The sequence below is a fragment of the Streptomyces sp. NPDC048584 genome (assembly GCF_043199595.1).
Classification (GTDB): Bacteria; Actinomycetota; Actinomycetes; order Streptomycetales; family Streptomycetaceae; genus Streptomyces; species Streptomyces edwardsiae.
In genome coordinates this window covers 386,638-411,349 of the sequence record NZ_JBICWF010000003.1, presented here as the reverse complement: position 1 = coordinate 411,349, position 24,712 = coordinate 386,638, and the positions used below count along the sequence as shown (strand labels likewise).

The window sequence follows — 24,712 nt, the reverse complement described above, 5'->3', positions numbered from 1 at the left end:
GGGCCCCATCCCCCCGTAGCCATGCCGCTCCCCCGTTCGCTTTCGGCCGGTCACTGTGTGTGCCGTCGCGCCACGGCGAGTGTAGTGGCACATCGGGTGGGTGAGACCCTGCTCGTCGCCCGTCCCACCGGACGGGCGCCGCTGCCCGGTTCCGGCAATGTGGCGGTGCGCCAGGTTGCCGACCCGGGTGCCTGCCGGTCGGTGACGTGGCTCCGTATGGTTCCCGGCGACGTGCGCAGCCGTGCGTCCCACGGCCGGTCCGCCGCCGCGACTCTCCTCCCCCTCTCCCCGAAATGAACCGCCATGCCGTCCCCAGACGACCCCCGCCCGTCCTCTCCCCCGCCTTCCGACCTCGTCGACGAGGTCATCACCCGTTTCGACGCCTACGCCCGGGCGCGGGCGGCGCGTGACAGCCTCCTGCCGGCGGCGCGCAGCACCCCGCGCCATGAGCAGCACGCCTTCGAGAGCCTTCAAGTCGCCGTCACGCGGCTGCGCAACAGCCGCCGCTAGGTTCCCTGCGGGTCCTGGACGGATGTCAGGGGCCGAGGTGGCCGGGGGGCACCGAGCCCTACTCGTACGCCAGGTCGCCGGTGCGTCCGGCGGCGATCAGCCGCATGACCTGGCGTTGAGCAATGGCTGATCAGTCGAGTGGCCAATTCGTCAGCTTCATGGGGTTCAGCATCAACCACACGCTCGTGACGCGTTCATCACTGACGTCGAAGGTGGCCAACCCGTACCGACGCCCCTCGTCCCGGAGAATGTATCCGAGACCGTCTGCGGTGTCGCGTCGCTCGAAACGCAGGGCCGGCTGCTTGCGCATCACTCCCATGAGCCACCGGGCCACATGATCGGAGCCGCGGATGACCTGAGGTGCCGCATTGACGAAGCCGCCGCCGTCCACGCGTAGTTCGACGTCCGGAGCCAACACGCGGAGCAACTCCTCGATGTTCCCTCCGACAGTCGCGCCACGGAACGCCCGGACAACCTCATCATGCTGGTGGGGAGAAACCTGAGCGCGTCTTCCCCGTCGAACGTGGCGGCGCGCGGACGTCGCCAACTGCCTCGTCGCCGCCGCTGAACGGCCTACGACATCAGCGATCTCGTCGAACGGGACACCGAACACATCATGCAGCACGAACGTCACTCGCTCTGCCGGCGTCATGGACTCGAGGACCGTCAGCAATGCCATGCTGACGGCATCATCGAGGGTGACCCGTTCGAGCGGGTCAGCGGCGAGAGGACCGGCGTTCAGCGGTGCCTTCGCCGTGTCCGCGAAGAGGTCCGCCGGAACCGGCTCCGGCAGCCATTGTCCGACGTACGTCTCCCGTCGTGCCCGCGCGGAACCGAGCAGGTCGAGCGAGATGCGGCTCGCGACCCGCGTCAGCCATGCCGCGGGCGCGGCAATGGCTTCGCGCTTCTCGGGCTCAAGGCGGTACCACCTCACATATGTCTCCTGCACGACGTCCTCGGCATCGGCCAGGGTGCCCATCATGCGAAAGGCCAGCGACAGCAGACGATGCCGCTCCGCCATGACCGAATCGAGAGCCGGTGATTCTTCACGCCCGGCTCGACCGGATTCGGCGGATTCGGCGGATTCGGCGGATTCGGCAGGAAGACCTTCCGACATGGGGCACCCTTTCCCATGGGAGCGCAGCACGCGTGAACTATCGGCACATAGTGGAACGTCGCCGCATCCTTCTACTTTCGCATTCAGGCGGTGGGGATCCCGGCGATCGGGTACCTCACAAGGCCTTTCCGGTACGCGCCGCGCGGAACCATGGCCCCGCGGGCCTCCTGTCCGTCCACGGTCACGACCTCACGGCCGTCTCCGCGGTCCGCCAGAGTGGCGCGGAAGAGATCGTCGAGGTAGAAGCGGTCGGGTCCGGCGATCTCGACCGCACTTCCCGGCTCCAGCGTCGTGACAGCCTCGGCGAGGAGTTCGACGACCTCGTCCAACTCCACGGGCTGGATGAACGACCTCGGAGCGAGAACCTTCCCGTCCACGGTGTGCTGGTCGGCGAGGACAGGAATATAGCCCTGGAACTGGGTGGCCCGGATGATGGTGGCGGGGATCGGACCGGATCGTACGGCCTTCTCCTGCGCCACCTTGCCGAGGTAGTACCCGATCTCGGATGCGTCTCCTTCGCCGACGCCGACGATGGAGAGCACGATGTGATGACGCACACCTGCCCGCCTGCCCTCCGCGGTCAGGTTGTCGATCGCTCCCTCGAAGAACGAGATCGCCCCCTCCGCGTCGAAGCGGGGGGTGTTGAGGACGTTCACGATGGTGTCGACTCCGACGAGAGCCTGGGCGAGCCCCTTGCCCGAGATCACGTCGATCCCGTCCTCGAGTCCTCCCGGGACCACCTCGATGCCCTTGGCTTCCAGGTTGTCTGCGAGGCGGGACCCCACACGGCCGCGCCCACCAGCGATGAAAACCTTCATTTCCTCACTCCGTTCCGGGGCGCCAGTCGCCACCCTCACCGATATGACGACGCAGGCCGGAAGAATGTGAGGCGGCGGAGCAGGCTTGCGACAGGAGTGACTCAGGCCATGAGCGAGGCCGGCGGTGGCCGATCAAGGTCGCAGGACACCGCGCGGCTTCTCCGGGCGCCGCCGCGGAGGCCCTCTGCGGGACCGGATGGTCGGGATGCCCCGGACGAGCGGCTCGAGACCCTGGCTCCCGTGCACGGTCGCGCCGAAGGTGCCCGGAGACAGCGGCGCCTCACGCGTCCTGGCCGGTCTCCGCCGCTGTCAGGTCGGCGAGTCGTTGTGCGGTGGTGAAGTGGGGCGTGAGGCGGGTCTTGGTCAGGGCGAAGGAGGTGCCGGTGGCGGTGTCGGCGTACACGTAGCTGCCACCGCCGCCGATCCAGCCGAAGGCGGTGGGCGTCTCGTCCGGCCGGGTGCCGAGGCGGCCGAGGGGATAGCCCAGGGCCAGCCGGGCGGGGTTGCCGAAGATCTGGTCGGTGCCTTCGAAGGCCACCGTCGTCAGCTCTTCGAGCCTGCGTGCGTCGATGAGCCGGCCGTCGAGCAGCGCGGCGTTCATGGCGGAGATGTCCCGGGCGGTGAAGGTGCCGACCGAGGGGATGTCCGCTTGCAGGATGTCGTGGTCGTTGGCCATGGCCGCGGTCGGTCGCCTCTCCCAGGGCGCGAGGATGGATTCGCCGTCGGGTGGGGCCGCGGCGTCCTCCAGGTGGGCCAGCCGGGGCAGTTCGGTCGGGGGCACACCGAAGTACTGGCCGCCGTCGAGGCCCAGGGGCTCGGTGACGCGCTCGCGCAGGAGCTGACGCATCGGCTTGTCCGTGGCCCGGCGTGCGATCTCGCCTACGAGGAAGCCGTAGGTGTAGGAGTGGTAGCCCGTCCGTGTTCCGGGCTGCCACAGCGGTTCGGCGTCGGCGATCGCGGCGCAGACCCGCGGCCAGTCGGTCAGGTCGGCGGGGCCGATGCCGCGTGGCATGGCCGGTACTCCGGCCGAGTGGGTGAGTACATGGCGAAGAGTCGTGGCCGCCTTGCCGTGGGCGGCGAACTGCGGCCAGAGGTCGGCCACCGGTGTGTCGTATCCGATCTCCCCGTTCTCGACGAGCAGGTGGGCGATCAGTGACGTCATGACCTTGCCGGCGGAGAAGCTGAAGAACGGGGTCCGCGGGGTCACCTCGCGCCCGGTCCGGCCGTCGGCGACTCCGGCTACGGCGTCGACGACGAGAACGCCGTGGTGGTGCACGGCGACCTGCAAGCCGGTTTCGGCACCGGTGTCGACGAGTTCGTCGAGGACACTCTGGACCCTCTGCTGCGTTGTGGGCATCCGCGTCACCGGCTCGGCCAGGTGTAGCGGGTCTGGCTGGACTTCAGCAGCTTGCCGAAGGCGAATCCGACGGTGGGCGTCACTCGGTACAGTCTGACGTCGCCGGTGATGACGGACTCCCCCAGTCGGTGCCAGGTGCCCTCGGGGCTGGTGAGATGAGCACCGTACTTCCGTTCGAAGTCGGTGACGGCCCGTCCGCGTTCGGAGCCGTCCTCCACCACGGATGCGCTGCCCTCGATGACGATGTCCATGCCGCTCAGGGTGTTCGTGCCGGTCGTCAGCGCGCAGTGGGGGTTGCGGTCGAGGTTGTGTGCCTTGCGCTCGTGGCCGCCCGTGGTGAAGCACAGGCCGTCGAGGCTCCAGGCCGCCAGCAACGGCGTCACGTGCGGGCGGCCGTCGGGCCGGACCGTGGACAGCCAGAACACCTCGGCCTGACGGAGGGCCGCCAGCGCCGACGCCCACGGTGTCGCCTGCGCGCCGGGGGCCGAGAACGACCCCAACATGACGTCCGGTTCACTGCCCGGCATGGTGTCACGCCCCTCTCCATCGTGTGCCCTGCCGGCCCATCATGCCCTCCATGTGGTGTCATCCGCCGCTATTGACGATCTCCGCGGTCGTTGCCATGTGCGGTCGCGTCCGCTCGTTCCGGCCGGCGGCCGGAACGTGACGTGGCTTCGGTGGGTGGTACGGCATAGTCGGGGGCCGGAACCGGCCCCGCGAGGAAGCAGGAGTGAGTACCCATGGCGATTCAGCGGATGGACAACGTGGCCATCGTCGTCGGCGATCTGGAGGCCGCTGTCGCCTTCTTCACCGAGCTCGGCATGGAGCTGGAGGGCGAGGCGTTGATCGAGGGAGCCACGCCGGACCGGATGCTCGGCCTCGACGGGGTTCGCAGTGCCGTCGCGATGATGCGCACCCCGGACGGGCACGGCAGGCTGGAGCTGACGAGGTTCCACTCACCCGAGGCGGTCACCGCAGGGCCGCTCGACCCGCCCCCGCACACGCTGGGCCTGCACCGTGTCATGTTCGCCGTCGACGACATCGACGACACCATCGCCCGCCTGCGCGGTCATGGCGCCGAGCTGCTCGGTGAGGTGGCGCAGTACGAGGACCTCTACCGCCTCTGCGACCTTCGTGGGCCGTCGGGGATCATCCTCGCTCTGGCCGAACGGATCGGCTAGGTTCTCCCGCCGCTTCGGCGCCGGGTCGACCCCTGGCCGCTAAATCTTAATTTAGGAAATATTATTGACGCGCGGCGGTGCCCCCTGCAGGATCCTGGCAAACAACCGCAGGCGTGCGGCTGTTGACCGGGCCCGCGGCGCGATCACCGCTCGCGGCAGGGACGGGTCGCACGCCTGATCGGACAGCGAAGGATCCGATGTGAAACGACATCTCACCGTCCTGCTGGCTCTGCTGACCGGCTTGCTGGTCGCACAGGCTCCCGTCCAAGCCGCTCCCCCGGCCGGTGACGAGGCCGCCGCGGCACCGGCGGGAGCCCGGCAGATGCTGAGCCCGACGCCGTACATGGGCTGGAACACGTACTACGCCCTGGGCGGCGATCCGACCGAGGCGGAGATCAGGTCGACGGCCGATTTCCTGGTCAGCAGTGGTCTGCGCGACGCCGGCTACAAGTACGTCTGGATCGACGGCAACTGGGCGGCCCCGACTCCGCGCAGCTCGGCCGGCGACCTGGTGCCCAACCCCGAGCAGTTCCCCAACGGGCTGAAGCCGCTGGTCGATTACATCCACGCCAAAGGGCTGAAGGCGGGCATCTACACCGACGCCGGTCCCTACATTCCTGGCAAGTGCGGTCTGGGCAGCCACGGTCACTACCAGCGTGACGCGGATCGGTTCGCCGCCTGGGAGTTCGACGCGGTCAAGGTGGACTACCTCTGCGGGATCGCCGCGGACCTCGACCCGAAGACGGTGTACACCGAGTTCGCGAAGGCGCTGCGCAACAACTCCAGTCGGCGCCCCATGCTCTTCAACCTCTGCAACCCGGTGACCTCTCCGGACTGGGGCGACTACCCGGAGGAGCAGCAGTCGACGCACTCCTGGTCGTACGCGCCCGGGATCGCGCAGTCCTGGCGGACGTACACGGACGTCGGTTTCGTCGGCGAGATCAAGTTCAAGGACGTGCTGCGCAACTACGACGCGAACGCGCGGCACCCGGAGGTCGCCGGGCCGGGGCACTTCAACGACCCCGACTACCTCGGTCCCGAACTCGGGATGAACGACGAGGAGTTCCGTACGCAGATGAGCCTGTGGTCGGTGGCGGCCGCACCGCTGGTGATCGGCAGCGACATCCGTGAGCTCAGCGAGACCTCGCTCGGCATCCTCCAGGACCGCGATGTCCTCGCGATCAACCAGGACACCGCCGGCGTCCAGGCCGTACGTGTCGGCCCTGCCGGTACGACGGAGACGTGGGTGAAGCGGCTGGCGAACGGTGACCGTGCGGTGCTGCTGCTGAACCGCGGTGACAGTCCGGCGACGCTCACCACGAGTGCCCGGTCGGTCGGGCTGTCCGGGAAGCGGTTCGCCCTCGAGGACGTCTGGACCGACCGGGTCACCGAGAGCGCCGGCACCATCAGTGCCGCCGTCCCCGCCCATGGCGCGGCCCTGTTCCGGGTCGGCCGGGCGACGGGCAAGCCCGGTGTTCCGCATGTCGTGGCGGGTCTGCCGCAGGTGACGGACGTCGGGGGCGACGCGGTGCCGGCCGGGGTCGCCCCGGTGGCCGCAGGCGGCGACAGCGCCCAGGTCGAGGTCACCGTGCGGAACGACGGTGCGCGGCCGGTGTTCGCACCGCGGGTCGAACTGTCGGTGCCGGACGGCTGGACGGTCCGGCCGGTCGGCAGGGCGCCGAAACTGCTGACGCCCAGGCGCTCCGTGGCTCTGGCCTTCGACGTGGCTCTGCCGGCCGACGCCGCTCCGGGCAGCACCGCGTTGACCGCCACGACGTCGTACGCGGTGACGGGCAAGGGGCGGCTGGAGCAGGAGACGGCCGCGGCTCTGGTGGTGGCGCCGGTGGCGCCGGACGGTGACGTCGTGCTGTCGCACCACGACTGGATCAGCGCCACCAGCGGGTGGATGAGCCCGACGGTCGACCGGAGCGTCGGTGGTTGGACGCCGATCAGCATGCTCGGCCAGGAGTATGCGACCGGCCTCGGCGTCGCCTCCCCCTCCACCGTCCGCTACTACCTCGGCGACCGGTGCACCCGGCTGACGACGACCGTCGGCATCGACGACGCGGTGCGCGACGTCGGCCCGGACGGCGGCACTTCGACGTTCCAGGTGATCGGTGACGGACGGGTGCTGTACGACAGCGGCGTGCTGGGCCGCGACAACGTCCGCGAGGCCGAGGTCGACCTGAGTGGTGTCCGGGTGCTCGACCTGGTGGTCGGGGACGGCGGCGACGGCGGCTACAACGACCGGGCCAATTGGGCGGGTCTCGACGCCACTTGCTGATCAGTGCGTGTGACGCTCGGCCGGGGCTCCCCCGGCCGGGCGTCTGTCCGGCTTCAGTCGACGCCGTCGTACGAGAGGCCGTGCCCGGAGCGGAAGAGGTACCGGGTCGGGTCGTCGGCCCGCTGGACGGGCACGGGGAGCTTGCCACGCGGTTCGACCCGGCCGGCGATCACCCGTGCGGCGGCGCGCAGTTCGACCTCGGTCCAGCAGTAGGAGGCCAAGGACGCCCGGACCTCGGCGAGGTGGGCGATGTCGTAGGGGTTGCGCACCGCTAGGTGGATGACGGGGACGCCCGTCGCGAGCAGGCGGGAGACGAGGGTGCGTTGAGGGCTGGTCGCGTTGATGTTGTCGGTGGTGACGATCACGGCGTCGCGGCCCTGTGCGGCGGCCACGGCCTCGTCGATCTTCGCCGTGTCGGGGGTCCGGCCGGTGGCGAGGTGGGTGGTGCGGTAGCCCAGGTCGTCGAAGGCTTCGGCCAGTTCGGGCACGGTCGTGCGGGTGTCGTCGGTCGGGAAGGCGGGACTGGCGCCGACCACGAGCAGCTTCCTCTGGCTACGGCGCAGCGGGAGCGTCCTGTCCTCGTTGACGAGCAGGGTGGTGGTGCGCTCGGCGATACGGGCGGCGGCGTGCCGGTGTCGGCGGGCGCCGACGATCCGGTCGACCTCCTTGCGCGAGACATAGGGGTTGCCGCTGAACAGGCCGGCCTTCTCCTTGATCCGCAGGATGCGCAGGACCGACTCGTCGAGCCTGGCTTCGGTGATCTCCCCGCTGCGGACAGCGGCCAGGACGCCGTTGTAGGCGACGGCGATGTCCGGCGGAAAGAGGAGTTGGTCGGCGCCGGCCTTCAGGGCGAGGACGGGGACGCGGTCGTCGCCGTACTTGGTGCGCACACCCTGCATGTTGAGGGCGTCGGTGACGATCACACCGTCGAAACCGAGTTCGCCGCGCAGCACGCCCTGAAGGATCGCGGGCGACAGGGTGGCCGGGTCGTTGCTGGGGTCGAGCGCGGGGACCTGGAGATGCGCCGTCATGATCGAGTCGACACCGGCGGCGATCGCGGCCCTGAAGGGCGGGGCGTCGATACGGTCCCACTCCTCACGCGTGTGGGTGATCACGGGCAGACCGGTGTGGCTGTCCTCGCCGGTGTCTCCGTGGCCCGGGAAGTGCTTGGCGCACGCTATGACGCCCGCCTGCTGATATCCCGTCACCTGGGCTGCCACCATTCGGCCGACGTCACCGGCGTCGGCGCCGAAGGAGCGGATGTTGATGATGGGGTTGGCCGGGTTGACGTTGACGTCGGCGACCGGGGCGAAGTTCTGATGGATGCCGAGGGCGGCGAGTTCGGTGCCCGAGATCCATCCGGCGGTGCGCGCGTCGGCGAGCGAACGGCCCGCGCCGAGCGCCATCGCGCCGGGGAGCTGAGTGGCGCCGCTGCCGATGCGGACGTTGACGCCGTGCTCCTGGTCGATGGAGATCAGGGACGGGATGGGCGTGGGCAGGGCGAGCGAGGCCCGCTGCACGCCGTTGCTCAACTCCGCGATCTGGCGCGGGTCCTGGATGTTGTTCGTCCAGCCGTGGAAGTAGATGACACCGCCGATGTGGTACCTGGCGATGAGCTCGGCCACGGTGCGGACGCCGAGGGCCGCGAGGTTGCGGTCCTGGTCGAGCCGGCTGGGGGCAGTCGCCGACGTTCCGTAGAAGTACGGCACGAACAGCTGGCCGATCTTCGCCTCGATGCTCATCCTGGAGATGATCTTCTCGAGGCGGCTGTCGCGCCGGTGCGCGACCGCGGGAGTCGCCGTCACGCCCACGGCGCCGGTCGCGCTCGCGGCGACCACGGTGGCGGAGGCGAGGACGGTACGCCTGGACAGACTCCGGTCCTGCATGCGGACATGCTCCTTCCAGCCTTGCCCAGTACGGGAGTTGAAGGGAACGCGCGGTACTCCGAACGCGGGAAAGGTAGCCCGGGGAGGCAGGTGGGGCAAGAGGTCTAGACAAACTAGGTGCGCGAGGACGACTTCGTCCGTGTCTGTCGCAGGACACGCCTAAGCCGTCACCGGTTCGAGTCGCAGCCGTCGGGTCGGCCAAGTGGGCGGTTGCGTCGGGCCGAACCAGAGCCGGACATCCTCCCCCGTGCGGACCGGCAGGCGCGGGTAGTCGTTCTCGGCGTGTTCGGTGCGGTGCAGGGCGTGGGCCGGGTTCAGGTGGCGGGCGGCGTATGCGGCGAAGGCGGCCTCCTCCGGGCCGTGGCAGATGGTCGCGAGAACTTCACGAGTGCCGGGCGGAGGTGTGAAACCCGGGCCGCGCAGAAGCAGGACGTCGTCGCTGTCGGTCATCGTGGCGTTGGCCGCGTCACGGTGTTTCCACCAGACCGGGCCGGTGTAGAAGGCCTCCAACGAGCGCCGGCGGGACGCCATGTCGGGGAACATCCGCAGCCAGACGAAGCGGTTCGGGTCGTCCAGGTCCCGGAACCGGCCGCCGACGGAGATGCCCACCGACTGCTGCCCGGTGACGAACTCGCGCTCGAACAGCTCGATCAGTGTTTCCCGGGCTCCGGGGCGGAGGGTGTACTGCCGGAGTTCGACGATGCTCATGCCCCGTAGGTTAGGGACGCTCCCCTGACATCCCCTGTCAGTGAATACTGAACGGCATGCGCGCGAGTCGGCTGGTCACCCTGTTGCTGCTGCTCCAGGACCGGGGGCGCATGACCGCGCAACAGCTGGCCGAGGAGCTGGAGGTCTCCGTCCGTACGGTCTACCGGGACGTCGAGGCGCTCAGCACCGCCGGCGTTCCGCTGTACGGCGATGCCGGTCATGCGGGCGGCTACCGACTCGTCGACGGTTACCGGACTCGGCTGACCGGGCTGACCGAGGGTGAGGCGCGGGCCGCCTTCCTCGCCGCGGTTCCCGGTGCCGCCGCCGAACTCGGCCTCGGTGAGGCGCTCGCCGCCGCCCAGCTGAAGCTGCGGGCCGCCCTACCCGCACCGTTGCGCGAGCACGCCGGGCGGTTTCAGGAACGCTTCCTGCTCGACGCTCCCGGCTGGTACGGCGCCGACACCGACCCTGTGCCCCACCTGAGCGCGGTCGCCGCCGCCGTATGGGAGCGGCGGGCGCTGCTCCTGCGGTACCGGCGCTGGCGGGCGCCGGAAGAGATCGAGCGGCGGGTGGAACCGTACGGGCTGGTGCTCAAGGCGGGCCGCTGGTACCTCGTCGCGGCCGGTCCGTCCGGGGTACGCACCTACCGGGTCGACCAGATCCTCGGCCTGCGGCGGCTGGCGGAGTTCGCCGCTCCGGGCGGCTTCGACCTGGCCGCGTACTGGACGAGCCATCTGGCCGGCTTCCGGGCCCGGCTGCACACCGCGGAGGCTCTCGTCCGGCTCACCCCGGAAGGTGCGCGCCGTCTCGGGGTGACCCCCACGAGCGACGGGTGGACCGAGGCACGGATACCGATCGAGTCGATCGACCACGCCCACGGGGAGTTCCTGCGGCTGGGCGGCGACATCGACGTCGTGGCACCGGCCGAACTCCGCGACCGTATCGCCGCCACCGTACGAACCCTGGCCGCGCGCTACACGGACTGAGCCGCTGTCCGGCGCCCGCCTGCCGGGGCTCGACACCGACGGCGTCGGTCAGGCCGTGTCCGCGGTCCGGCTCGCGCGGTATCGGAGGTAGACGAACTTCGAGGCGAAGGTGCGCGTCTCCAGGAGCTCGAGATCCACCCGGCGCTCGTCCCGGGGGAAGAACGGGACGCCGCCGCCGACCAGCACCGGGTAGACCATGACCCGGTACTCGTCGATCAGGCCCAGCGCGCCGGCCTCGGCGGCGAGGGTCGCACCGCCGATCGCGATCTCGCCCTCCCCCGGCTCGGCCCGCAGCCGCTCGATCTCCTCCGCCAGACCGCCGGAGGCCAGACGGGCGTTTCCTCCCCGCACCGTCGACAGCGTGGTGGAGAACACCACCTTCGGCAGCGGGTTCCAGAGCGCGGTCCACTCGCGTTCGGCGTCGTCGAGCGACCGGTCCTGGTCGGCGGTCTCCCAGTACAGCATCGTCTCGTACAGCCGTCGTCCCAGCAGATGGACGTCGACCTGCCGGATCTCGTCGATCCAGAAGCGGAAGACGTCGGGCTCGGGCGCGGTCCAGTCGAAGCCGCCGTCCGGACCGACGACGTAGCCGTCGAGTGAGACGCTCATCGAATAGGTCACATCACGCATCAGAAGTCCTCCTCGGGCGTGGTCCCGACAGTACGACCGCCGGAGCGGGCGGAACTCATCGCGACGCGCGAAGAGCGGGTGACCGGAGAATTCCGGGCTCTTCCCCGAAGACCCCGTGACCGGGCCCGGGGGGCCTGCCGGGCACCCCTCCAGGGGGATCGGGCTTCGTCGCCGGGCGGAGCGGACCGGGGCGAGGACGCGCCAGGATCCCTCCGCCTCGTCGCCGCGAACGGACAGCGCGGGGTCACCCCTGATGACCCCGCTCGCCTCGCAGAGGCACACACCTTCGACCGTGCGACGCCGCGCCGGATGAGGCCGGGCGCCCTCCTCGTCAGCACCGCGCACGGGCCCGTCGTGGAGGACGCGGCGATCCACCAGGCGCTCACCGAGGCCGGATCGCCGGCCCGTGGCGCCGGACCACCCCGAGGAGGAGTCCGTGAAGCAGCGCGGACGGCGCCCGGACAACCCCTTCTCCAGCTGGAGAACGTGATCGTCACACCGCACGCCGCCCACTGCTCCGAGGAGGCCGTCCGGGTCCTGACCGGGCAGCCGGCGCGCTGCCCGGTCGACGAGTTCACCGCCGGCTCCCGGCCGCACCGGGTCCGAAGGCGCGGGTCAGGGGTCGATCCGCAGCACGGCCCACACCGCGTTCCCGCCCGTACGGGTGGAGCAGTCGGTGCCCCAGGAGGTCGCCAACTGCTGCACGATCAGCAGGCCCCGGCCGCTCTCGTCGTCGGGGCCCGGCCGGGCGCCGGCCGGTGACGCCGCCGTACGGCCGCCGTCGTGCACCTCGATCCGCAGCCGCTCGCCGGAGGTCACCGACAGCCCGCACAGCATGCCGGTCCCCGTGGAGTGGACGACGGCGTTGGTGGTCAGCTCGGAGACGAGCAGGACGGCGTCCATGCACACATCGCCGGGAAGTCCCCAGGTGCGGAGCTGGCGGCGGGCCGTGTCGCGGGCCGTGCGCACACTCGACCGGATCGTCGGAAGGTCGAACCAGCGCTCCCGGTGCGGAGGCATGGCGGATAAGAGTTCGAGCGAGGAGGCCGTGTGGGGGGTCACGTTGATCGCCTTCCAGTGCGTACGAGCGGCGGCGCAGAGAGCGGACCTGAGCGGGACGGGACGGGCTGCTCTTCTGAGTGCGGAGGAATGTAACTCCTCGCGCTCATGCAGGAGTTGACGGTGCGCCATCCGGTCGGGAGGGCTGCCTCACGACTCAACTATGCTCGCAGCCCACTTCAGACTGCAACCGCTTCCCTGATAATTTCAGCGAGACGTCATCAGGCTGGTGCCGTCAGCAAGTGCCTGTCAGTATCAGGGCAGTTGGTGTTCCCGGAGGAGGCAGGGCGTGAGCGAGGCTCGATCCGGCGCCGGTACGAGCGCCCCGACGGTACTGCGCATGATCCTCGGCAGGCGGCTGCAGGAGATGCGGCAGAACGCGGGCGCCTCGCTGGCCGACGCCGCCAAGGCGCTGCGTGTGACTCCCCTGACCATCCGCCGTCTGGAGAAGGCCGAGGTCGCCCTCAAACCCCTGTACGTCGAGAAGCTGTTGGAGACTTACGGCGCCGGCCGGCAGGAGACGGACGAGTTCATCGAACTCGCCGAACAGGCCAACAAGCCCGGCTGGTGGCACGCCTACCGCGACGTACTGCCCGGCTGGTTCACCGCCTACGTCAGCCTGGAGACCGGCGCGAGCACCCTGCGCACCTACGAACCCCACTACGTCACCGGCCTCCTGCAGACTCCCGCCTACGCCCGCGCCGTACTGAGCGGCGGATTACCGAACGGCACCGACGACGAGGTGGAGCGGCGGGTCCATCTGCGGCTGCGCCGGCAGAGCCTTCTCGAGCGGGAGAACGCCCCCACCCTCTGGGTGGTCATGGAGGAGGCCGTCCTGCACCGTGTCGTCGCGGGACCCGACGTGATGCGGGAGCAGATAGAGCGTCTGCTCGAGGTCTCTGAGCTGGACCATGTCAGCATCGACATCCTGCCCTTCGAGGTCGGTGCCCACGTCGGCGCCTGCGCCCCCTTCACCTACTTCAGGTTCGAAGAACCGGAACTGCCCGACATCGTCTACAGCGAGATCCTCTCGGCCTCGATGTACCTGGACGAACGCGAGGACGTCGTCGCGCACCTCGAGGCTCACAACAGGATGTCCCTGATGACCTCGTCCCGGACCGGCAAGGCACTCCTGAACCGTATGCGCAAGGAGTACTCATGACGACGAACACCGACGGCACCGTCCACATCTACAACGGCATGCCCGCCGCCGACCTCGGCGAGCAGGGCTGGGAGCGCCCGTGGAGCGGGCCCAACGGGGGGCAGTGCGTCGAGACGAAGCGGCTCGACGACGGACGCGTCGCCGTGCGGCAGTCGACGGACCCCGCCGGCCCGGCGCTCATCTACACGCCCGAGGAGATCGGCGCGTTCGTCCGCGGCGTCAAGCAAGGCATGGCCGACCATCTGACGGCACCCGGCGCACCGCAGCGCGCCTTCTGAAGGGAACAGGATGAGCAACACCTCGCGGGACCTCGACACCAGCAGGCCCCACTCTGCCCGCATGTACGACTACTACCTGGGCGGCAAGGACCACTTCCCGGTCGACAAGCGGGCGGCCGAGGCGGTGGCCGAGGCCTACCCCGGCATCTTCACCTGTGCCCGGGAGAACCGCGCGTTCATGCACCGCGCCACGCGCGTCCTGGCGCAGGAGCACGGTATCCGGCAGTGGCTCGACATCGGTACCGGCATTCCCACCGAACCGAACGTGCACCAGGTCGCCCAGTCCGTGGTTCCCGAGGCGCGTGTGGTCTACGCCGACAACGATCCGCTGGTGCTCAAGTACGCCGAACGTCTGATGCGGAGCACGCCGCAGGGCCGCACCACCTATATAGAGGCCGACGTCAACGACCCGGATTCGCTGCTGAACGCGCCGGAGCTGTCCGGCGTACTCGATCTGTCCCGGCCCGTCGCCCTGTCCCTCAACGCGCTGATGCACTTCATCACCGACAGCGCCGACCCGTACGGCATCGTCGGCCGGCTGATGGCGGCCCTCCCCTCGGGCAGCGCCCTCGCGCTGAGTCACTGCACGCCCGACTTCGACCCTTCCACCTGGGAGAAGGTGACGGCCATCTACACCGGTGCGGGCACGCCGGTGCAGTTCCGTGCGCAGAAGGACGTCGCCCGCTTCTTCGAGGGGCTCGACCTCCTCGACCCCGGCGTCGCCGTCGGACACCGCTGGCGGCCCACCGGGCCCGCCGGCCCCGAGACCCCTACGGACGCCGAGGTCAGCCTGTGGACGGGGGTCGGCATCAAACCGTGACCACCGCCGCCGCGAGCGGGTACAACCCTTGCGGCCCGTCGCGAGTCACAGACGCCGCGATGAGGTAAGGGCTTTCGCGCGGCCCGCCCCGGAACGGGCATATGCCGCGCGAAACCCTCCTGTAGGTCACATAAGAGGATGTATACGTCATGAAAATCCGCGCTCGATATCGTTCGCTTCGCGGTGTATCCGCCGTCGCCGTTCTGCTCGCGGTCGGCACGGTGGGATGCTCGGATGTCTCCGAGGCCGTCGACAGCGCCAAGGACGGCGCGAAGAAGGTGGCTCGCCAGCGCTCGGTGCACTCGCTGGACATCGGCGACTGCTACACCCCGAACGGCAAGGCCGAGGGCACGGCGTACTCCGTGGAGATCGTGCCCTGCGAGGAGGCGCACGAGGGCCAGGTCGTCGGTGAGTTCGCGATCGACGAGGACGGGACGTTCCCCGGCGACGACGCGATCTCGGCGATCGCCGACGAACGGTGCCCCGCCGAGGCGCAGAAGTACGCGCCGGACACCTGGGGGCTGCCCAAGGAGGCCGCGCTCTTCTACTACACCCCGACGGGTGAGAGCTGGACGACGGGCGACCGTGCGGTGAGCTGCACCTACGTCGCGGACACGGGGACGCTGAAGGGCTCGCTGGCCGGCGCGAGCTCGCTGAAGCCCGAGCAGACCACGTATCTGAAGGGTTCGAACGGCCTCTACGAGGCCCTGTGGGCGCACCAGCCCGAGACGGACACCGTCGAGGACGACCTGGCCGGTTACAAGGCACAGGCGAAGGCCGTCGCGGCCGCCCTCGACACGCACCTCGAGGGCCTGGCCGGTATCCAGGGCGCCGAGGTCGGCGAGCTCCGCACCACGCTGACGAAGGCGGCCGGGAACTGGAAGAAGGCCGCGAACGCCGCCGACACCGACGCCTTCTACATCGCCTACGACCCGGCGTTCACCGGCATCGACCCGAACGGGTCGGTCGCCGCGCGCAAGGAGCTGGGCCTGGCCACCACCGTCCCGGCCGACGAGGCGGAGGTCTGGGCGGGCTGACGCCCCGTCGGGCGGGAGGCGCGCCGGATGGGTGGCACCGGATCCGGGCGACCCACCCGGCGGCTCCCGGCGCTCAGGCGAGCTTGAGCAGCAGTCCGGTGAGTTCGGCCGGCATGGTGATCATGCAGTCGTGGCCGGTCGGCAGCTCCCAGACCTGCGCGGCGGTGCCATTGGGCTGCACCGGCGGGACGGGACGGCGGGTGATGCCGGCCGGCGTGGCGCCGACGTTGTGGATGTGCGTGCGCGGGATCGCGTCCACGGCCGGGTTGTCCAGCCGCACCGGCTGCCGCAGGCAGCGCACCGGCTGGTCCGAGAGCGTCCCGCGCAGCCAGGCGACGTCGGCCGGGTCCGTCACGCCGAACAGGCCGAAGGGCGCGGGCTGCTCGGGCAGCGGCGGCACGCGCCAGCCGCTCTCGGACCGCTCGGCGAACTCGACCAGCCGCCGGGTGATCGGCTGGACGTCGATGGCGGACTCGCCGTCCTCCGGAACCATCGCGTCGAGGTAGACCAGGTGTGCGACGCGTTCCGGAACCCGGTTGGCCGCCGAGGAGATCACCAGCCCCGCGTAGCTGTGGCCGACGAGTACGACGTCGTCCAGGTTCTCCTCGGTGATCAGACGCACCACGTCGTCGACGTGCGTGTCGAGCCCCACCTCGGGGCCCGCGAGGTGGACCTTGTCGCCGTGGCCCGTCAGGGACGGCGCGAACACCCGGTGCCCGGCCGTCTCCAGCAGCGGCACCACCCGCTCCCAGCTCCGTCCGCTGTGCCAGGCGCCGTGTACGAGCAGAAACGTGGCCATGGGGAAATCAGCCTTCCTTCACAGAGGCAGGGGGCACGGTCCCGGGCGTACCGCCGCATCACGACCCTGGCGGTTACTATCTGTGCCTCGGTACCGTTTGTTTACCGGGACCACTCTGGTGCGATCGGCGCGCTCAGGGCAATAAGGCACTTTTCGGTGCCTCGGTTCTCCGGAGGTAACCAATGAACGCCGGACGTGGCGGTTCGCGGGCGGCCGGGATCTCCGGTGACGCCTGCCGGACCCGGGTGGTGCTCGACATCGTCGGGGACAAGTGGTCGCTGCTGGTCGTGCGCAACCTCAGGGACGGGCCGCGCCGCTTCACCGAGCTCAGCAGGGCCATCGACGGAATCAGCCGGCGCATGCTCACCGTCACGCTGCGCGGTCTGGAGCGGGACGGGATTCTGACCCGCACCGTCCACAACGTGATGCCGCCGCACGTCAGCTACGAGCTCACCGAGATGGGCCGTACCCTGCGTGCGGCCACCGCGCCCCTGCTCGAGTGGAGCGTGGCGCACCTCGCCCGGATCGACGACGCCCGCGCCGCCTACGACGCCCGTACGGACACCTCGGCGACCCCGTAGCGGCCTCTCGGCCCCTGGACCGTCGCCGCCTCCATGGCCGGGTCAGCGCTCCCGCGCCCCGGCGGGCCGACAGCGTACGGCGATGGCCGCGATGTCGTCGTCGAGCCTGCCGCCCGCGTAGTGGAGCAGGTCCGTGTGCAGCCGGTCCAGCAGTTCACGCGGCGGTGTGTCATGGTGCCGCCGCGCCCAGTCGGCCAGCGGGAAGAACTCGCCGGCCCGGTCGCGGGTCTCGGACACGCCGTCGGTGTAGAGCAGGAGCTGGTCGCCCGGGGCGAAGGCGACCGTGTCCACGTAGTAGTGGTCTCCGAGGAGCGCGGAGAGGTTGAGAGGGGTCGAGGCGAGGGCGGGCTCGTGGACGTGGATCTCCCCACCGCGTACGAACACCGGTGCCGGATGCCCGCAGTTGAGGATCCTGACGTTCCCGCCGCCGTGCGGGATCTCGGCGATCAGGGCGGTGGCGAAGTGCTCCGTCTGGTCCTCGGAGGGCACCATGGCGCCGTAGCGGGACACGGCGATCTGCATCCGGCGGACGACGCCCCTCAGGTCGGGCTGGTCGTACGCGTTCTCCCGGAAACAGTTGATCACCGCGGAGGCGGCCCCCACCGCGGACAGGCCCTTGCCGCGCACATCGCCGATGAGCAGCCGGACTCCGTACGGAGTGTCGGCCGCGTCGTAGAAGTCGCCGCCGATCCGGGCCTGCTCCTGGGCCGCCAGGTACAGCGACTCGATCTCGACGTCGCGGACGCGTTCGGGCAGCGGCCGCAGCAGCACCTGCTGAGCGGCGTCGGCCACGAGCCGGACCTGGAAGAGGGTCTCCTCCCGCTGGAGGCGCAGATGGCTGGCGTACGCGGCCGCCAGGGTGACGGCGGCGATCGCGGCGAGCGTGTACGGCGTCCCCAGGTCGGAGTAGAAGAAGCTGACGCCGGTCATGATCAGCAGGCAGAACGTCCCCAGCAGGACCGTCGGGAGTACGGGCCACAGCGCGGCGGCCAGGGCCGGGGCCGCGGGCAGCAGACGGCTGAAGGAGATCTCCCTCGGGGTGGAGAACGCCAGGCCGCCGATGACGACGGTGACGATCACCGGCGACAGAAGCACGGACAGTCGCTGGCCTCCGTACGGATGATGGCGGAGCCGGTGCCCTGCTGAACTGATCACATAGTGCACTTTATCGGGATGTTCCGGGCATTGATCCGTGACGGGGCAGGTGCTCGTGTTGCGGTGATCAGCCGGGGAGCGGTTCCGCGGCCCGGCAACCGGGGCACAGGCCCCAGAAGGTGACCGCGGCCTCCTGGGTGTCGTAGTCCGCCGGCAGTCTCGGCTCCATGCAGGGGGCCGCGCCCACCACGCACTCCACATCGCGGATGGAGCCGCAGGCGCGGCAGACGAAGTGGTGGTGGTTGTCGTGCCGCTCGGTCTCGTAGCGAGCGGGGTGGCCCGCGATCTGGGTGGTCCTCACCAGTCCCGCGTCCGTGAGGGCCCGCAGCACGTTGTAGGTGGCCTGCAGGGACAGCCGGCCGGTGATCCGCTGGGCGAGCCCGCGCAGGCTGTCCGCGTCGAGGTGACCCTCCGAGTCGGAGACGGCCATCAGCACGGCCATGCGCGGGACGGTGACCCGCATACCCGCCGAACGCAGCCGTTCGGCCGCCCACGCCATCGTCTCGCCTGTCGAGCCGGACGTCGTCATACCACCCCGCCCCGCGCGCAGGGGTCACCGGCGTCTCCGGAGAGCTCGAACCACACGTTCTTGCCCTCGGGGCCGACCTCGCAGCCCCACCGGGCGGCCAGCATGTCCACCAGGAGGAGGCCGCGACCGCTCTCGTCGTCGGGGCCCGCGTCGGCCGGGCGGGGAAGGTCCGCGGTGCCGTCGCTGACCAGGCAGCGAAGGCCGGACACCCGCTCGAGGGTGAGGCGCAGCGGTCCGGAGGCATGACGCAGCGCGTTGCTCACCAGTTCGCTGGCCAGCAGTTCGGCGGTCGGTACGAGGTCGTCCAGATGCCATTGCCGCAGCACGTCACGTATGACGCTCCTCGCCGAGGAGCACGCGGTCGGCGACCATGGCAGGGACCAGGGCCCGCCGACGAACGACTCCACGGGGCTCCCGGCCACCGCACCGGGCGGCAGGGCGGGAGCCGGGAGCTGAGGGCCGGCGCCGGCCGAGTCGGTGATCGTTCCGCCCGGGAGGAGGTCCCGGGCTGCTGTGCGATCCATGGTGCAGGGCGCTTTCGAGGACGGTTGCGATGGACGATTGCGATGCTCCCTACGACCGTACGCACTTTCTTGAATGGGTCAAGTCTGTGGATGACATTCTTTTTCGCGATTGAGACCGCTTTGGTAGGACTGGCCCGTGGAGTCGCCGTGTCAGCCGTGAGGGCTGATGAGGAGCAGCGCGACGTCGTCGCCGGGAGCGGCGGCGTGGCGGATGAGAGTGTCGGCCATGGCGTCGAGGTCGGCCGGGTCCTCGGCCTCGAGTAGCCCGCCGAGAGCCGCGGTGGCGTCGCCGATGTCCACTCCGGGAGCCTCGACGAGCCCGTCGGTGTAGAGGGCGAGCACGCAGCCGTCCGGCAGAGGGAAGTCGAGGGCCGGGTACCGGGTGTCCGGCTCGATGCCGAGGAGGAGGCCCGGCGGGACCGGGAGGACTTCGACGCGTCCGTCGGCGTGCCTCAGCAGGGGCGGCGGATGACCGGCGCTGGCCACGCAGGCGCGACGGGCGGCGAGGTCGAGGTGGACGTAGAGGCAGCTGGTGAACAGTCCCGGTTCGAGGTCGGTGAGCAGGCGGTTGGCGTGGGTCAGGACCTGAGCGGGGGCCGAGCCCACGGTGGCGTGGGCGTGGACGGCGGTGCGGACCTGTCCCATGAGCGCCGCCGATTCCACGTCGTGGCCCTGGACGTCGCCGATGGTGGCGCCGGCGCTGTGCTCGTCGAGACGGATGAGGTCGTAGAAGTCGCCGCCGATGTCCAGGCCCCGGGCGGCCGGGAGGTAGCGGGCGGCGACCTTCAGGCCGGGGAGGCGGGGCAGGGTGCGCGGGAGCAGGGCCGACTGCAGACGGTGGGCGAGGTCGTGTTTGGTGTCGTAGAGGCGGGCCCGGTCGAGGGCCTGGCCGACCAGGCCGGCCAGGGAGGTGAGGACGGCGCGTTCGCCGGGCGGGAAGGGACGGGGCCTGCGGTAGGCGACGAGCATGCAGCCGATGGGATGGCCGGAGGCGATCATCGGCAGGAAGGCCCATGCCGCCATCCCGTCCCCGTGCGCCGTCCCCGGGTAGGCGCGGCGCAGCTCGTCGAAGGAGGCGAAGAAGGCCGGGGCGCCCGAGGTCAGGACCCTGGTGCCGGGGATGTCCAGGCTCAGGGGGACGGCGTCGATGCGGTCCATGACCTCGGTTCGGTAGCCGCGGTGGCCGACGATCTTCAGTCGGCCTTCCTCGGAGGTCATCAGCACCATGCCGTGGGCGCCGAGGGCGGGCAGCAGCTGGTCGGCGGCCAGGTCGGACACGTCCCGCACGCCGACGGCCTCGGTCAGGGTGGCGGCCAGGTGCATCAGGTTGTACAGCAGGATGGCGCGGCTGGGACCGGCGGCCGGCACGGCGGGCGAGGCGGGCGAGTCGCCGGACGGGTCGATGCCGGTGATACGGACGCTGATGCCGGTGGGGTCCGGGTACAGCTCGAAGAACAGCCCCACATCCGGTGGGCGCAGGACGGTGAACGTCTGCGGCCGCCGGCTGACCAGCGCGGCCCGGTAGCGGTCCTCGACCTGGGGGACGTCCATCCACGGGAGGGCTTCCCAGGGCAGGGCGCCCACGAGGTCGTCCGGATCGCGGCCGAGGAGGTCACCGGCGGCGGGGGTGACGAAGGTCAGGCGGCCGTTCGTGTCCAGCGCGCAGGAGCCTCCGGGCAGGCGGTCGATGAAGGCGGTGTGCGCGGCCGCCTCGCCGGGCGGGACCGCGCGCCCGGCCGGCTGCAGCACGGTCCGCGGGCGGCCGGTGGGCAGGAGCGGGTCCCCGCGGTCCGCGGCCTGCTGGAGGACGCCGGCCAGGCGGTGGCAGCCGGCCTCGACGGCGTCGCGCTCGGCGCGGCTCAGCTGCGGCGGGTGGGACCCCGACCACAGCAGCACCAGCCCGCCCCGCGGCCCGTCGCCCGAGGTGATCGGGGCGGCCCCCAGGGCGAAGTCGTACGGCAGCACGAGGGCCGGCCGCGGGTACCGGCGTGCCATCTCCTCCTGCCCGCAGACCCACACCAGGCGCCGCTCGCGCACGGCGTCGGCGACCGGCATCGGATCGGTCAGCGCCACCCGCCGCCACGGGGTCGCGAACTCGTGCGGGGTCCCCGCCACCACGGCCAGCCACAGGGCGTCCTCGCCCGGCGGCAGCACGTACAGCAGCCCGCCGTACGCACCGCTCTCCCGCACCACGGCAGCCATCGCGCTCTCCATCAGCGGCCCACCCGAACCTCACCGACTCCCGACTGCCCCATATCCGGACATTACGCCCGATGCACCGCCGCGGCATCCAGGTACGTCCAGGCCGGCCGGAGCCCCAAGGGGCGACCGGAAAGCCGGTCGGTGTGCCAACCGCGCACCCGGCCCCGGTCCTCCGGCGTGGAGAGGAGGACGTCGGCGCCAGGGCGCGGCGGACGGCGAAGATGTGGCGGAACCCGGGGTCGGGATCGTCCGCACCGGCACACTCCACCGGCGACCGGGGCGGAGGACGGTGCCTGTTCAGTAGATGGTCAGGCCGTAGGCCGACAGCCACTCCGTCACCGGCTGGTAGTAGGTGGAGCCGCCCGAGGCGCAGGTGCCGGTGCTGCCCACGATGATGCCGAGGGCGGTGCCGCCCGAGAAGGCCGGGCCGCCGGCGTCTCCCGGCTCGGAGCAGATCGTGGACCGGAAGAGGCCGTGGACGACGCCGTCGCCGTGGTTGACGGTGACGTTCACGGCCTGGACGGTTCCGCAGCGGTAGCCGGTGGTCCGCCCCACGTGGCAGATCGGCTGGCCGACGACGGGATTCGCCGCTCCGGTGATGTCGCGCGTGCCCGTCCCCAGCGAGACCTCGCCGGGGTGGGCCACCGCCGTATTGGTGTAGCGGATGCTCGCATAGTCGTTGCCGGGGAAACTCACGCCCGCGGTGACGCCGACGGGGATGGTCAGCGCGGGGTCGGCGTACCAGGTGCGGGCGTCCTGGGCGCACCGGCCCGAGACCAGCGCGTACGTCGTGGAGCCGGAGCGGGCGTTGAAGCCGACGGTGCAGCGGGTGCCGGTGCTGTAGAGGGTGTCGCCCCCGCGGACCTCGACGGCGGCCTGGCGTCCGGCGTGCGCGGCGGATCCGGCGACGGCGGTCCAGCCCAGGAGCAGGGCCACCGCGACGACGGCGCGCAGGGCGGTCCGGAGGGATCTTCCTTCGGAAGGTACGGGACTCATGACGGCCTCCTATGACATGTTCCTGCCATTCTGCAACCCGCCCGCCCGGACGGGCAGCCCGAATGCCGCCACCTCCATTTCTCGTCCTCTTGACGATAAACAGGCTTTCTATTATCGTCATCACGACGAGAAAGAAGGAGCGTCCCATGGCCGACATCACCCGGCGCCTGGGCTGGCGCCATCTGCGTGCCACGCCCACCGCCCACATCCGGCACCACCGCGGCGGCAGGCTGGTGCACGACGGGACAGGGCTCGGTTTCTGGTTCCGCCCGTTGACCGCCGCGCTGTCCGAGGTGCCGGTCGAGGACCGGGAACTGGCCATGACCTTCCGCGCCCGTACGGCCGACTTCCAGGACGTGTCCGTCCAGGCCACCGTCACCTACCGGATCGGCGACCCGGCACTCGCCGCCGCCCGGCTGGACTTCTCCGTCGACCCCGACACCGGGGCCTGGCGCGGGGCACCGCTGGAGCAGTTGGGCACCCTGCTCACCGAGACGGCCCAGCAGCACGCGCTGGACGTGCTGGCCCGCACCCCGCTGGCACAGGCGCTGGTCGACGGAGTGGCCGCGGTGCGCGAGCGGATCGCGGAGGGCCTCGGTGCCGAGCCGCGGCTGCCGGCCACCGGGATCGAGGTGGTGACCGTACGCGTCATGGCGGTGCGGCCCGAGGCGGAGGTGGAGCGCGCACTGCGCACGCCCGCCCGGGAGCTGATCCAGCAGGAGGCCGACCGGGCGACGTACGAGCGGCGGGCCGTCGCCGTCGAGCGCGAGCGCGCCATCGCCGAGAACGAACTGGCCAGCCAGATCGAACTCGCCCGCCGCGAGGAGCGACTGGTGGAGCAGCGCGGGGCGAACGCGCGCCGCGAGGCGGAGGAGGCCGCGGCGGCCGACCGGATACGGGCCCAGGCCGAGGCGGCCCGCACGGTCAAGGTCGCCGAGGCGGAGGCCGCCCGCTCGGTGGCGCTCGCCCACGCGGAGGCCCAGGCGGCGCGCGAGATCGGAGAGGCACGGGCCGAGGCCCAGGCGGCCTGGCTGCGCGTCCACGGCGATGTCGACGTGGCGACGCTGCACGCGCTCACCGGCACACGGCTCGCGGAGAACCTGCCGCGCATCGACAGCGTGACCGTCTCGCCGGACGTGCTGACCGGGCTGCTGGCCCGGCTCGGCGTCGAGGGACGGGAATGAGTCTCGCCCCGCGCGCCGTGCTGGTCCACCGCACCACGGAGTACGAGGAACTGGTGGCCCGGCACGGCACCCACGGTCAGGCCGCCTTCTTCCTCTCCTCCCGGGGCCGGGACCTCGCGGAGGTCGCCGAACGCCACCACCGCGCCCACCGGGCGCTGGCCGAGGTCGCGGCCGCTGTCCCGCCGACCTGGCGCCACGCCCGAGTGGAGCGGAGCGACCTGGACCGTTTCCTGTTCGCCCCGGAGGACGTCGTGGTCGTGGTGGGCCAGGACGGACTGGTGGCCAACGTGGCGAAATACCTCGCCGGACAGCCGGTGATCGGGGTCGACAGCGACCCGGGCCGCAATCCGGGCGTACTGGTGCGGCACCGGGCGGCCGACGCGGCGGCGCTGCTGCGCGGCGTGTCCACGGCCGGGGCGGACGAACTCACCATGGTGGAGGCGGTCGCCGACGACACCCAGCGGCTCGTCGCGCTCAACGAGATCTACCTCGGTGCCGTCGGACACCAGACGGCCAGATACCGCCTGGGCCTGGAGGGCGACGGGGGTGTCGTCGAGGCCCAGGCCTCCTCCGGAGTGCTGGTGGGCACCGGCACCGGCGCGACCGGCTGGCTCCGGTCGGTGTGGCAGGAGCGGGGCAGCGCCCTGCGTCTGCCACGCCCCGAGGAGGACCGGCTGCTCTGGTTCGTGCGCGAGGCCTGGCCGTCGCCGGCCACCGGGACGTCCCTGGTGGCCGGTGAACTCGCCGCCGCCGGCCGGCTGTGTCTGACCGTCGAGTCGGAACGCCTCGTCGCCTTCGGGGACGGAGTGGAGGGCGACGCTCTGCAGCTGACGTGGGGGCAGACGGTGCGGGTGGGCAGGTGCGAGCAGCGGCTGCGGCTGGTGACCGGCGTGCCGGGGCGGCGGTGAC

25 protein-coding genes and 2 pseudogenes are annotated in these 24,712 nt (G+C 71.0%); 12 read left to right on the top strand and 15 right to left on the bottom strand.

Annotated elements, in window-relative coordinates:
• The first annotated feature begins 303 nt into the window (after positions 1-303).
• Positions 304-510: a hypothetical protein gene (locus tag ACGFR9_RS09830; RefSeq protein WP_393204928.1), complete on the top strand. Its 207-nt coding sequence runs from the start codon at positions 304-306 to the stop codon at positions 508-510.
• A gap of 130 nt (positions 511-640) precedes the next feature.
• Here the strand turns inward: ACGFR9_RS09830 and sigJ are convergent, their stop codons facing one another.
• The 5 genes and pseudogenes from sigJ to ACGFR9_RS09805 all read right to left on the bottom strand — a co-directional run bounded on the left by sigJ (position 641) and on the right by ACGFR9_RS09805 (position 4,329).
• Positions 641-1,627 carry an RNA polymerase sigma factor SigJ gene (sigJ, locus tag ACGFR9_RS09825; RefSeq protein ID WP_393204925.1) on the bottom strand — a complete coding sequence of 329 codons (987 nt, stop codon included), beginning with the start codon at positions 1,625-1,627 and terminating at the stop codon, positions 641-643.
• 83 nt (positions 1,628-1,710) lie between these two features.
• Positions 1,711-2,445 carry an SDR family oxidoreductase gene (locus ACGFR9_RS09820; protein WP_393204922.1) on the bottom strand — a complete coding sequence of 245 codons (735 nt, stop codon included), beginning with the start codon at positions 2,443-2,445 and terminating at the stop codon, positions 1,711-1,713.
• A gap of 147 nt (positions 2,446-2,592) precedes the next feature.
• Positions 2,593-2,730: pseudogene (locus tag ACGFR9_RS09815) on the bottom strand (IS5/IS1182 family transposase); the annotation flags it as partial.
• On the bottom strand, positions 2,726-3,802 hold the full coding sequence (locus ACGFR9_RS09810; RefSeq protein ID WP_393204919.1) for a serine hydrolase domain-containing protein: 1,077 nt from the start codon (positions 3,800-3,802) through the stop codon (positions 2,726-2,728). The gene ACGFR9_RS09810 and the pseudogene ACGFR9_RS09815, both read right to left, overlap by 5 nt.
• Before the next feature lie 5 nt (positions 3,803-3,807).
• A complete protein-coding gene (locus ACGFR9_RS09805) occupies positions 3,808-4,329 on the bottom strand; it encodes a pyridoxamine 5'-phosphate oxidase family protein (protein WP_393204917.1) in 522 nt (173 codons plus the stop codon).
• Positions 4,330-4,542: 213 nt separating this feature from the next.
• Between ACGFR9_RS09805 and ACGFR9_RS09800 the strand changes: the two genes are divergently transcribed.
• Together ACGFR9_RS09800 and ACGFR9_RS09795 are read left to right on the top strand one after the other, a co-directional pair.
• Positions 4,543-4,983 carry a VOC family protein gene (locus tag ACGFR9_RS09800; RefSeq protein WP_393204914.1) on the top strand — a complete coding sequence of 147 codons (441 nt, stop codon included), beginning with the start codon at positions 4,543-4,545 and terminating at the stop codon, positions 4,981-4,983.
• 199 nt (positions 4,984-5,182) lie between these two features.
• Positions 5,183-7,267 carry an NPCBM/NEW2 domain-containing protein gene (locus ACGFR9_RS09795; protein WP_393204911.1) on the top strand — a complete coding sequence of 695 codons (2,085 nt, stop codon included), beginning with the start codon at positions 5,183-5,185 and terminating at the stop codon, positions 7,265-7,267.
• Positions 7,268-7,320: 53 nt separating this feature from the next.
• Here the strand turns inward: ACGFR9_RS09795 and ACGFR9_RS09790 are convergent, their stop codons facing one another.
• A complete protein-coding gene (locus tag ACGFR9_RS09790) occupies positions 7,321-9,153 on the bottom strand; it encodes a glycoside hydrolase family 3 protein (protein ID WP_393204908.1) in 1,833 nt (610 codons plus the stop codon).
• 159 nt (positions 9,154-9,312) lie between these two features.
• Positions 9,313-9,861, bottom strand: coding sequence for an NIPSNAP family protein (locus ACGFR9_RS09785; protein ID WP_393204905.1), 549 nt, complete (start codon positions 9,859-9,861; stop codon positions 9,313-9,315).
• 56 nt (positions 9,862-9,917) lie between these two features.
• On the opposite strand from ACGFR9_RS09785, the gene ACGFR9_RS09780 reads away from it, so the two are divergent.
• Positions 9,918-10,847 (top strand): helix-turn-helix transcriptional regulator, encoded by a 930-nt coding sequence (locus ACGFR9_RS09780; protein ID WP_393204902.1) that lies wholly within the window; start codon positions 9,918-9,920, stop codon positions 10,845-10,847.
• A gap of 48 nt (positions 10,848-10,895) precedes the next feature.
• Here the strand turns inward: ACGFR9_RS09780 and ACGFR9_RS09775 are convergent, their stop codons facing one another.
• Positions 10,896-11,477 (bottom strand): dihydrofolate reductase family protein, encoded by a 582-nt coding sequence (locus ACGFR9_RS09775; protein ID WP_393204899.1) that lies wholly within the window; start codon positions 11,475-11,477, stop codon positions 10,896-10,898.
• 18 nt (positions 11,478-11,495) lie between these two features.
• Between ACGFR9_RS09775 and ACGFR9_RS09770 the strand changes: the two are divergent.
• Positions 11,496-11,975, top strand: a pseudogene (locus ACGFR9_RS09770) (hypothetical protein); the annotation flags it as partial.
• Positions 11,976-12,092: 117 nt separating this feature from the next.
• On the opposite strand, the gene ACGFR9_RS09765 reads toward ACGFR9_RS09770, so the two are convergent.
• A complete protein-coding gene (locus ACGFR9_RS09765; protein ID WP_393204896.1) occupies positions 12,093-12,497 on the bottom strand; it encodes an ATP-binding protein in 405 nt (134 codons plus the stop codon).
• A gap of 328 nt (positions 12,498-12,825) precedes the next feature.
• Between ACGFR9_RS09765 and ACGFR9_RS09760 the strand changes: the two genes are divergently transcribed.
• From ACGFR9_RS09760 to ACGFR9_RS09745, 4 genes are all read left to right on the top strand, one after another.
• Positions 12,826-13,698 carry a helix-turn-helix domain-containing protein gene (locus tag ACGFR9_RS09760; RefSeq protein ID WP_393204893.1) on the top strand — a complete coding sequence of 291 codons (873 nt, stop codon included), beginning with the start codon at positions 12,826-12,828 and terminating at the stop codon, positions 13,696-13,698.
• On the top strand, positions 13,695-13,976 hold the full coding sequence (locus ACGFR9_RS09755; protein ID WP_393204890.1) for a DUF397 domain-containing protein: 282 nt from the start codon (positions 13,695-13,697) through the stop codon (positions 13,974-13,976). The genes ACGFR9_RS09760 and ACGFR9_RS09755 overlap by 4 nt, the downstream gene beginning before the upstream one ends.
• A gap of 10 nt (positions 13,977-13,986) precedes the next feature.
• The gene (locus tag ACGFR9_RS09750; protein WP_393204888.1) at positions 13,987-14,796 is read left to right on the top strand and encodes an SAM-dependent methyltransferase; all 810 of its coding nucleotides are present in this window, start codon (positions 13,987-13,989) and stop codon (positions 14,794-14,796) included.
• A 149-nt stretch (positions 14,797-14,945) separates the two neighbouring features.
• The gene (locus ACGFR9_RS09745; RefSeq protein WP_393204885.1) at positions 14,946-15,833 is read left to right on the top strand and encodes a septum formation family protein; all 888 of its coding nucleotides are present in this window, start codon (positions 14,946-14,948) and stop codon (positions 15,831-15,833) included.
• Between the two features lie 73 nt (positions 15,834-15,906).
• Here the strand turns inward: ACGFR9_RS09745 and ACGFR9_RS09740 are convergent, their stop codons facing one another.
• Positions 15,907-16,632, bottom strand: a complete 726-nt coding sequence (locus ACGFR9_RS09740) for an alpha/beta hydrolase (protein WP_393204882.1) — start codon at positions 16,630-16,632, stop codon at positions 15,907-15,909.
• A gap of 182 nt (positions 16,633-16,814) precedes the next feature.
• On the opposite strand from ACGFR9_RS09740, the gene ACGFR9_RS09735 reads away from it, so the two are divergent.
• Entirely contained in the window at positions 16,815-17,213 is a 399-nt protein-coding gene (locus tag ACGFR9_RS09735; RefSeq protein WP_393204879.1) for a winged helix-turn-helix transcriptional regulator, read from the top strand.
• Positions 17,214-17,255: 42 nt separating this feature from the next.
• Here ACGFR9_RS09735 and ACGFR9_RS09730 read toward each other — a convergent pair whose 3' ends face one another.
• The 5 genes from ACGFR9_RS09730 to ACGFR9_RS09710 form a co-directional block, all read right to left on the bottom strand.
• Positions 17,256-18,368, bottom strand: a complete 1,113-nt coding sequence (locus ACGFR9_RS09730; RefSeq protein ID WP_393204876.1) for a PP2C family protein-serine/threonine phosphatase — start codon at positions 18,366-18,368, stop codon at positions 17,256-17,258.
• Between the two features lie 67 nt (positions 18,369-18,435).
• Positions 18,436-18,897 carry a Fur family transcriptional regulator gene (locus ACGFR9_RS09725; RefSeq protein ID WP_393204873.1) on the bottom strand — a complete coding sequence of 154 codons (462 nt, stop codon included), beginning with the start codon at positions 18,895-18,897 and terminating at the stop codon, positions 18,436-18,438.
• Entirely contained in the window at positions 18,894-19,421 is a 528-nt protein-coding gene (locus ACGFR9_RS09720) for an ATP-binding protein (RefSeq protein ID WP_393204870.1), read from the bottom strand. The genes ACGFR9_RS09725 and ACGFR9_RS09720 overlap by 4 nt, the downstream gene beginning before the upstream one ends.
• Positions 19,422-19,571: 150 nt before the next feature.
• Positions 19,572-21,635, bottom strand: coding sequence for a SpoIIE family protein phosphatase (locus tag ACGFR9_RS09715; protein ID WP_393204867.1), 2,064 nt, complete (start codon positions 21,633-21,635; stop codon positions 19,572-19,574).
• 285 nt (positions 21,636-21,920) lie between these two features.
• Positions 21,921-22,619, bottom strand: coding sequence for a S1 family peptidase (locus ACGFR9_RS09710; protein ID WP_393204864.1), 699 nt, complete (start codon positions 22,617-22,619; stop codon positions 21,921-21,923).
• 146 nt (positions 22,620-22,765) lie between these two features.
• Here ACGFR9_RS09710 and ACGFR9_RS09705 point away from each other — a divergent pair, with 146 nt between their 5' ends.
• Together ACGFR9_RS09705 and ACGFR9_RS09700 are read left to right on the top strand one after the other, a co-directional pair.
• Positions 22,766-23,803, top strand: coding sequence for an SPFH domain-containing protein (locus ACGFR9_RS09705; RefSeq protein ID WP_393204861.1), 1,038 nt, complete (start codon positions 22,766-22,768; stop codon positions 23,801-23,803).
• Complete coding sequence (locus tag ACGFR9_RS09700) at positions 23,800-24,711, top strand: hypothetical protein (RefSeq protein ID WP_393204858.1); 912 nt, start codon at positions 23,800-23,802, stop codon at positions 24,709-24,711. The genes ACGFR9_RS09705 and ACGFR9_RS09700 overlap by 4 nt, the downstream gene beginning before the upstream one ends.
• The last annotated feature ends 1 nt before the right edge of the window (position 24,712 follow it).